This is a genomic window from Nostoc sp., from assembly GCF_036917575.1.
Lineage (GTDB): Bacteria > Cyanobacteriota > Cyanobacteriia > Cyanobacteriales > Nostocaceae > Nostoc.
The window spans coordinates 18,757-27,806 of the sequence record NZ_JBALDC010000010.1; the positions used below are offsets into that span (position 1 = coordinate 18,757).

The following is a 9,050-nucleotide window of genomic DNA, read 5'->3' on the forward strand; positions in this document are numbered from 1 at the left end:
TCAAATGTTGGAAATTCGTCATTATTTACTTTTAAAAGCATTCAATATCCTTCTTTAGCAAGCTTTTTATTAGCTAAAGGAGTTCTAAGCTTTAAACCATTTATTTAAGTATAACCACTGAATATGCTTACTCGTAAAGTCAGCGATCGCGTTCTACCATTTCAGGGACTCACATCTGCTCAGGTAAAACTTAACCGCGAAAGGTATGGTGCTAACGTTCTCACTCCCCCAGAACGCGAACCATTGTGGAAACTGTTTTTAGAAAAATTTGAAGATCCAGTAATTCGGATTCTCATGATTGCGGCTGCGATCGCTATTAGTGTCGGAATTTTTGAGGGTGAATATGCTGAAGGTTTAGGGATTGTAGCTGCTATCTTGTTAGCGACAACTCTCGCTTTCTTTAACGAATACAAAGCCAGTCAAGAATTTGACATCCTCAATCAAGTTTATGACGAAGTATTTATCAAAGTTATCCGAGATAGCAGCTTTACCACTGTTAAGCGTAAAGATTTAGTTTTTGGTGATGTTGTATATGTAGAACAAGGTGAAGAAATCCCAACGGATGGACAAATTTTAGAAGAAATCTCTTTAAAAATTGACCAGTCAAAAATCACGGGAGAAGCGGAACCAGTTAAAAAGCTTACTCAGGCTGACGCAGAAAATCAAGGTATTGAAGAAGGAACTTACCCAGCTTACAAAATTTATCGCAGTACGATTGTTGAACAAGGACAAGGTTATTTTGAAGTTACTGCTGTTGGTGACAATACAGAAATTGGTAAATTGGCAACAGCAATTGCCAGCATCGAAAACACAGAAGACACACCGCTTAATCATCAACTAGAAAAACTGAGTAAACTCATTGGTGTAGTTGGCCTTGGATTTGCTGGTGTGACTTTCGGATCTTTGCTAGTGCGCGGTTTTGTCACTAAAGAATTAAGCCTGAGTTCTCAACAGTGGTATGTTGTCGGACTGTCAATTGTTAGTGTGCTAGTAGTACTTAGCCGAGTATGGCTACCTGTGGTTTACGATGGTTTAGAGCTAACTGGTAGCAAACTTGCAGCACCAAAATGGCTGGAAAATAATAGTCTTCTCAGTTGGCTGAAAACAGTTGGTATAGTACTAGTATTTTTCACTATAGGACTTGGTTTAGGCTATGCTCTAGGATTAATTCCTGGCTCTGTGAATAGCTGGGTTCCTGCTAGTGTTGCCAAAGCATTACTACACTACTTTATGGTAGCTGTGACAATTATTGTGGTAGCTGTGCCAGAAGGCTTGGCAATGAGCGTTACCCTCAGCCTTGCCTACAGTATGAAAAAGATGGCGGCTTCCAATAATTTGGTACGTCGGATGCACGCTTGCGAAACTATTGGTTCAGCTACGGTAATTTGCTCTGATAAGACCGGCACTCTAACCCAAAATCAAATGCGGGTTTTTGAAGTTAATTTCGCCAGTCTAAATTCTCAACTGTTACCAGCGCTTAAAGATGTCAAAGGGTTAATAGCGGAGGCGATCGCAGTTAATAGTACTGCTGATTTAGAGAAAAAACCTTTGCAGGCTCCTCGTCCTATTGGCAATGCCACAGAAGGAGCTTTACTTTTATGGCTAGATAGCCAGGATATTGATTACATATCTTACCGGGGTAACTTTCAAATAAAATCCCGAATGCCTTTTTGTAGTCAGAAAAAATACATGGGTACAGTTGGTATTTCCTCTGTAACTGGGGAGGATGTGCTTTATGTGAAAGGAGCGCCAGAGGTAATTTTGGAGCGTTGTTCGCAAATTCTTACACAGCAAGGATTAGAATCACTCAAGAATAAAGCCGCGATCGCATCTGCAATTAAAGAATATCAAAGACGAGGAATGCGGGCACTAGGGTTTGCCTACCATGACGTTTCACAGCATTCGAGTGAGACGAACTTGGATGAAATTGCTCACGATATGACTTGGCTGGGGTTTGTGGCAATTTTAGACCCCTTGCGTCCAGAAGTACCTGATGCCATCCAAGCCTGCTTATATGCAGGAATGCAGGTCAAAGTTGTAACAGGTGATAACTCTGAGACGGCTAAGGAAATTGCTCGTCAAATTGGACTTTGGGAAGAAGATGATGATTTGAATAGCGGTTATTTACATTTGACTGGTCAAGAATTTGCCCAATTGAGTGACGAAGAAGCAAGTCAGGCGGTGCTGCAATTAAAAGTACTTTCCAGAGCGCGACCACTTGATAAGCTGCGGCTAGTGAAACTGTTACAGAAAAATGGTGAGGTGGTAGGTGTCACCGGAGATGGTACAAACGATGCAGCTGCTCTCAAGCAAGCTCAGGTAGGTTTGGCAATGGGAAGTGGTACAGCGATCGCTAAAGAAGCCAGTGACATCATTCTGCTTGATGATTCTTTCCGCAGTATTGTAAATGCAGTTGTTTGGGGGCGATCGCTTTACCAAAATATCCAACGATTTATTCTGTTTCAGTTAACAATCAACGTTGTGGCGTTAGGAATTGCTTTAGTTGGGCCATTTATTGGTGTAGCGCTACCTCTAACTGTCACCCAAATGCTCTGGGTGAACTTAATTATGGATACCTTTGCTGCTTTGGCTTTGGCGACGGAACCCCCTCATCGGAACGTCATGCAGCACTCTCCTCGTAACCCAGAAGCCTTTATTGTCACCAAAGCAATGGCACAAAATATTTTTACTGTTGGATTAGCGTTTTTGATTTTTCTGGTTGGTTTGTTACGCTACATCCGTCGGGATGGGGAAATCACTCCTTATGAGCTTTCTGTGTTCTTCGGCGTGTTCGTAATGTTACAGTTCTGGAATTTGTTCAATGCTCGATGCTTGGGGTTAAAGCAATCTGCCTTGAAAGGTTTGTCTAAGAATAAAGGATTCGTAGCGATCGCCATCACAATTTTTGTAGGACAGATATTGATTATTCAGTTTGGTGGTAGCGTTTTTAGAACAGTACCTTTGTCTTTGGTGGACTGGATCAGTGTAATTCTTGGAACATCTACAGTGCTTTGGATTGGTGAGCTATGGCGCTTCATAATGCGGTTGAAATTGAAAAATCATCTGCGACAATCCTATTAACTACTGCAAATTTTGGCAGATGGTTGGTAAACCGATGTCAAAAACAGCATCGGTAATTTTAATTCCAAGGGATTGAGTAAAATTTAGAACCTGGGATTAAATCTCAAATATAAAATTAGAAAACGGTAGAGTATTTATTGCTTTACCGTTTTTTATATGAAAATTTCTTGAGTTAAGGTTCTTGCTTTTTACCTTTACCCTAGCTGTAGAATGGGTGATGCCTACGGCGAGGCGAACTTCTCTTCGAGACGCTACGCGAACGCTAACACATAATTATATGTTGAGATAAAATCAATACAAATCATGAATTTGGCATTTTGAGCGATCGCAAAGTTGAACTACTCAAAGGAGAAAAGGATTCTGTATGACGTATATTTTTTAATTTCACTAGATATTTAATAACCTTTCGCAAGATATTTAATGCAGAGACACGATTTTACCCGCATATCTACAATGTATTTTCATGAGTTTTATTCTGCGTTCACAAATTCCAAATATCCATTGCTAAGTTCTTTAACTGCCAAATCATAAAATTGTTTACCATGTTCTGGCGTTGCTAAAGCCGGATTTGATCCCATGCGTCCATCTGGATAACGCACTCGAAAGTCAGCAGCGCTATAAATCCTATGTCCGCTTGCAACTTCTGGTGAGAGGGGTACCTGCTTAATTGCTTCTGGATAAACGTACTGGGTGAGGGCTACTTCGCTTGGCGTTGCATGAGAACCTTCTTGATCCCCATATAATTCTTTAGCTAGCTTATATACAGAACCACACATAAACCAGTTTGCCACTTGACATTGTACCTGTTGAGCATTGGCAATCTGCAAATCTTCTAAATGAGCATAAGTTTCTGAGAAAGCAGCTTTGAGTGTGGCAATATTACCGCCGTGTCCGTTAATAAAGTAGAATTTGCTAAAACCAGCTTTTGCTAAACAAGTTACATAATCTCGCACTACTTGAATTAAAGTGCTGGGACGCAGACTGATTGACCCAGGAAAAGCGGTATGGTGCAGTGCCATCCCCACGTTGATTGTAGGGCCAACAATTGCTTGGGTTGCATCACCCACACCGGCTGCGATCGCTTCTGCACAAATAGCATCAGTACCAATTAACCCTGTTGGCCCATGTTGTTCTGTGGAACCAATAGGGAAAATAATTCCCTTTGACTGCTGTAAATAAGCTTCGACTTCTTGCCAAGTACTTAAATGCAGTAACATTGTTAATAATTTTCCTCATTAAAATTGCGGTGGAATGAAACCTTTTGCTGCTAAACAGCATCTTCTGTAACTCAAGTCCCACTAATACGATTATGAACTCTCTGGATTTTCTCTGCTGGTGATCGCACAAGATCCCCGACTTTGCAAAAGTCGGGGATCTTCGTTTACTGCCAAATTTGCAGAGAATGAGCGATCTATTTCTACTAATATTGTTTAGGCGATGGAATTGCAACAAGTTTTGACACAGATGGATATAAGCAATTTACCAATTCTGCCATTTTAACCTACGATACTCGCTGCGAACCTTCCAATAATAGAAATAAAACTTGATTTATGAAATGTTGCTTTTCTGGATGACCAAGAAAAAAGTCGATCAATTTTGATTTTTAACTACTCAAAGTAATAATGCTTCTTTACGTCCCTTGTAATTTCTCATGTACAGGACATACCAGCGGGAAAAATCACTAAATCGTTTTTACCCATTTGCACTGGTTTTCCGCCATCAGGAGCAACAATTACCTTCCCTTCCAAAAAATAGCAAGTTTCTTGATAATCATAAGTCTAAGGGAATTTTGAAACTTCCTTTTTCCAAATTTCCCATTTAAGTACACCTAATTCATTAAGATATTCTTGTCTGGGTTGATGCTCAATTTTAATTTCCATATTGGTTTTTTATAGTTATATTCAGCAGTAAGATTGAATATCCTCTCCACACTGATCTACTAAATAACACAAAGCGCGAAAACGCAAGTAGACAAGTTCGTTATAAAGCGGATTCAGCTTGCACATTGGCGGAATGTGTCCTATTTTACGACCAAAAAGCATGAGATCGCGCTCAAATGGACACTGAGCAGGGATTAGTTTAGCAATAAATCTAGCTAACTTCCGATTCTGAATTTCAATTTTGTCGAGCCATTTACGTAATGGTTGCAGTAAATCTAATTTGGGTTGAGCAAATTGCTTTTGACTACCTGCTTGATTCTTTTCTTCTAAAGGTTTAATAAAAGCAGGCAGAAAAAAAATACGTTGGTTTTGTGTTTTAAGCATAGTTTTAGGCAAGGTTTTCCTTGTGAATATGAATTATTTGCCGATTGAGAATATCACCATGTAATATGTTTAGTCAATTTGCACTGTGCTTGTAGATTAAGAAGCAAAGTAAGCATAATGCAAACAATTTACATGCATCTTTGGGAAGAGAAATGGTTTAACTAATTGTTATTTAAGCCCACCAAATCATGAATAACTGTCCCGTTAAATACAAAATAACAAAGAAAATATAAAAATGGCATTTCTTTAACTTATGGATTTCTAATCTTAAAAATAGCAATTTTATATATTAAATATAAATGCCTGGTTCGGAAACTGACTAGTATATAAAGATGTAGTTTATGGTACACAAACACAGTTTTGTTCTGACCATACATACATTTTGCTAGGATTAGCCCCTAATATCTTTATATTTTATGGTATTGAATATCCACTAAGTTGTCTGATATGCTACATAAGTTAACCTAGATATTATCTAATAAGTAGCCATAAATCGATTGATAATTCAAAACTAATATAAGGACTTACACAAGAGCAAGGGGTGCTTATACTGAGTAATTCTACAGTTTTATATAATCAGCTTTGTTCAACTACTCACTATGAGATTTTGCTATTAGCACAGCCTCTTGTAGAAAAGTATTGGCTATTCTCCTCAGTCCTCACTCCCAGATGATGAAAAACTTAATTATTTAAAATATCTTAACCCAGTATTAGCCTGATATTTGCTGATATACTCTACATTCTGTTGCTCTAATTTTGACAGCAATTTAAGTGGAAATATTTTTGGTGAATATATAGGACGATACCAAGGTTGGTTATTAAAGTAATTTTGCAATTCAGTATTATCAAAACGGCGGCCATGACTGGCAAAAATCGAATTTCGCATAATATCGAGTTCAAAACCGCTTTTACCATCCAAATCTGCATCGGTTACAAGTCTTTGAGAAAGCCAAAAATAATTGTTGAGAGTCGTGGTATCAACTGGTGGTATTGATGTAGTCGAGGCAGGTGATTGAGTTGGAACAGATGGGGTAGTTGGTGTAAATGTGGGAGTTTCTATCACTGGACTTGTAACATTTGACGGTGTTTCTGAAGGTAATACCGTTTTGTCTGCTGTCGGTTGAGAAGATTTGGGTAACACTTGACTAATAATCACAGATGCACCAATTAACCCACCTGCAATCAAACTACCCATGAGAATATTATTCTGACTATTACTACTTTGAGGGCTAGGCTGTGGTTTAATAGGCACTGTCTGAGGTGGCGGTGCAGAGACTACAGTCGGTTGAGTCAAGAGGGGTTGTGTCGGTGGAATTGGATTTGCTATGCTCTGCAAAGAATCCAGCATTGCTCTAGCTGTGGGATAGCGATCGCGTGGATGATAAGCGATCGCCCGATCGATTATTCTTGCCATAATTGGGCTAACATGACTGGCATATTGCCGCCAGACAATTTCACCCGTTTGAGAATCGGTTTCTAGTTGTTGCGCCTGTTTACCAGTCAGCAAATAAATTACCGTCATTCCTAAACTGTATAAATCACTAGAAAAAACTGGTCTACCTGCGGCTTGTTCGCTTGGCATATAGCCAGGTGTACCAATCACAATCGAACTAGTAGGATTGCCTTGAGAATTTACTACTGTTCCCATTGACTCCCGCACAGCACCAAAATCAATCAGCACTGGTTTAGCATCCCGATGACGCACAATGATGTTATCCGGTTTAATATCGCGGTGAACGATATGCTTAGAATGAACGTAATCCAGGACAGGTAATAAATTCATGAATAATTCCTGGACAGCGCCTTGATTAAATAGCCCCTGCTTCTGGACTTTTCCAGTTAAAGTATCGCCTTCAACCCATTCTTGAACTAAGTAAAATTGTCCACTTGAAGAGAAGTAGGCATATAATGCCGGAATTTGGTCATTTGCCCCGCCAAGTTCTTCTAAAATAGCTGCTTCGCGTTGAAACCTTTCTTGTACTAACTGGTAAATTTGGGGATTGTTGTGAATCGGTCTTAACTGTTTAACCACACAACGGCGCTTTGAAGGCATATAGGTGTCTTCAGCTAGATAGGTTTCACCAAACCCACCAGCGCCTAGTGTGCGGATAACTTGATAGCGATCGTTCAGCAGCTGTATTGTCATGGGAGATTACAAGCAATATTCATAAGATAGTTTTCCCCAAAACTACCTTCATTTCAAATCTAGTAAACCTTCTTCTTTCAATTTAGGATTGAAGCGAATTTGCATTTGCAAACCACGCACTTCTAACAATTGCGTTGAAATTTCTGCTTCTACTCTCCGTGCCACATTTTTAAGAACTTTTATTTGTGCTAATTCATCATTAGCTGGATTTTGATAATTTGCCTGTTCTTCAAGTGTCATTACAACTTTGACATCAATGGGATGAGTCCATTTTTCCTTTTGATCTCCATTACCCCAAGGCACACTGCCATTTTCAGCAATCCAAGCATTTTCAGTATTTTCTAAAATTGTACGACTAGGACGTTCAATAGTTTGAACTTTTACCCAATAGCATTGCTGTGGCTGACGGACTAAATGCTGCTTGAGGCTAAGATAAACATCACGGGAGTATCCTACAAATTGAAGTGCTTTTTCTTGGTCAAAGATAGCATATACACCGATTTTACCCTGAAATTTTTCGGGTAATTGACCGCGATCGTCAATGTAGGGAATGTATTCCAGAGTTGCCAAAGGAGAAAGATTTGTTTCAGAAGCCATACATAAAATATCAAACTTATTATTTGCCTTCAGAATTGAAAATTACGAGTTAAAGAAAAATTATCTTAAAAATTATTCATTACTCAATTTTTGATAAATTGCACAAAGGCGACTGGGTTTAAAAATCTTGGCACTGAACATAAAATTTGGTGGTACATTGACGATGATATACTCATCAGATTCATAATATTTTTCAAATTCTGCTGGCATTCCTTTAGTGGTAGTTAAGCTGTAAGGAACTGGCTGGAAAAGTAATTCTGTAAATTTAAGTTGCTCACACCCTAATAATTGTTGGCAAATTTGGTTCAAGAAAGCAACGCTTGTTAATGAATTGAATAGAGTTTCTTGAGCTTGTGCTTCAAGAGTGAAACTGCCATCAAAGCTATGAACGATTTTAAGTGACATTTTCTGTATTAAAAGCTAGTTATTAACCACTAAGTAATCATAGAAAACAGGCAATATATTACACATGGTCATTCAAAAGTCTTAAGCAACAATCTCTAGTTTTTTTGCACATGTAGTTTGGTGAAAAACTACAACTTTAAAGTTCTGCCTATTAGATAGATTGTAGGACTTCTGTCAGCTAAACAAGAAAGCGAGCATAGTTAATAATCATAAAGTTTAGCAAATTTTCAATCAAGCATAAGTGATTTCTATTTAACATTGTGCTGATAAAATAAGTCTAATTCTCTGAAAAATAATTAAGTTTAGGTGTTAGCAAGAGCCATTTCGGCACTTTCTTTATTGTGAGGCGATACACTATATCTAAGTTTATTTTTATAAGTTAAAACTCTTAATACTACTGCCAGAAGGACAAAACAAAGTTGATGCTGGTATAGTTCAAATTTGACGATTCTTAGGATAAACAAAAAGCCCGTAGCTGACTTCACAACTAGGGGCATTTTATTATTGTAAGATAGAACCTGGCATCGAGCTATTTTTGCGTAGGGCAACCCCTAAAC

The 9,050-nt window shown here is 38.6% G+C and carries 6 protein-coding genes and 1 pseudogene; 1 reads left to right on the plus strand and 6 read right to left on the minus strand.

Annotated elements, in window-relative coordinates; genetic code table 11:
- Window positions 1-123: 123 nt before the first annotated feature.
- Window positions 124-3,081, plus strand: a complete 2,958-nt coding sequence (locus tag V7K79_RS02590) for a calcium-translocating P-type ATPase, PMCA-type (RefSeq protein WP_335044428.1) — start codon at window positions 124-126, stop codon at window positions 3,079-3,081.
- Window positions 3,082-3,551: 470 nt separating this feature from the next.
- Here the strand turns inward: V7K79_RS02590 and V7K79_RS02595 are convergent, their stop codons facing one another.
- The 6 genes and pseudogenes from V7K79_RS02595 to V7K79_RS02620 all read right to left on the minus strand — a co-directional run bounded on the left by V7K79_RS02595 (window position 3,552) and on the right by V7K79_RS02620 (window position 8,493).
- Window positions 3,552-4,298: a creatininase family protein gene (locus V7K79_RS02595; protein WP_335044430.1), complete on the minus strand. Its 747-nt coding sequence runs from the start codon at window positions 4,296-4,298 to the stop codon at window positions 3,552-3,554.
- Between the two features lie 432 nt (window positions 4,299-4,730).
- Window positions 4,731-4,961, minus strand: a pseudogene (locus V7K79_RS02600) (cupin domain-containing protein).
- A 21-nt stretch (window positions 4,962-4,982) separates the two neighbouring features.
- Window positions 4,983-5,345 carry a Mo-dependent nitrogenase C-terminal domain-containing protein gene (locus V7K79_RS02605; protein WP_335044433.1) on the minus strand — a complete coding sequence of 121 codons (363 nt, stop codon included), beginning with the start codon at window positions 5,343-5,345 and terminating at the stop codon, window positions 4,983-4,985.
- A 685-nt stretch (window positions 5,346-6,030) separates the two neighbouring features.
- A complete protein-coding gene (locus V7K79_RS02610; protein ID WP_335044435.1) occupies window positions 6,031-7,491 on the minus strand; it encodes a protein kinase domain-containing protein in 1,461 nt (486 codons plus the stop codon).
- A 48-nt stretch (window positions 7,492-7,539) separates the two neighbouring features.
- Window positions 7,540-8,088, minus strand: a complete 549-nt coding sequence (locus V7K79_RS02615) for a GIY-YIG nuclease family protein (RefSeq protein WP_335044437.1) — start codon at window positions 8,086-8,088, stop codon at window positions 7,540-7,542.
- Between the two features lie 72 nt (window positions 8,089-8,160).
- Complete coding sequence (locus V7K79_RS02620; protein WP_335044440.1) at window positions 8,161-8,493, minus strand: hypothetical protein; 333 nt, start codon at window positions 8,491-8,493, stop codon at window positions 8,161-8,163.
- Window positions 8,494-9,050: the final 557 nt, after the last annotated feature.

What these genes read in the sequence shown, in the direction of transcription:
- V7K79_RS02595 (WP_335044430.1), bottom strand. Translation starts at nt 4,298, where the DNA reads ATGTTACTGCATTTAAGTACTTGGCAAGAAGTCGAAGCTTATTTACAG.
- V7K79_RS02610 (WP_335044435.1), bottom strand. Translation starts at nt 7,491, where the DNA reads ATGACAATACAGCTGCTGAACGATCGCTATCAAGTTATCCGCACACTA.
- V7K79_RS02590 (WP_335044428.1), top strand. Translation starts at nt 124, where the DNA reads ATGCTTACTCGTAAAGTCAGCGATCGCGTTCTACCATTTCAGGGACTC.
- V7K79_RS02605 (WP_335044433.1), bottom strand. Translation starts at nt 5,345, where the DNA reads ATGCTTAAAACACAAAACCAACGTATTTTTTTTCTGCCTGCTTTTATT.
- V7K79_RS02620 (WP_335044440.1), bottom strand. Translation starts at nt 8,493, where the DNA reads ATGTCACTTAAAATCGTTCATAGCTTTGATGGCAGTTTCACTCTTGAA.
- V7K79_RS02615 (WP_335044437.1), bottom strand. Translation starts at nt 8,088, where the DNA reads ATGGCTTCTGAAACAAATCTTTCTCCTTTGGCAACTCTGGAATACATT.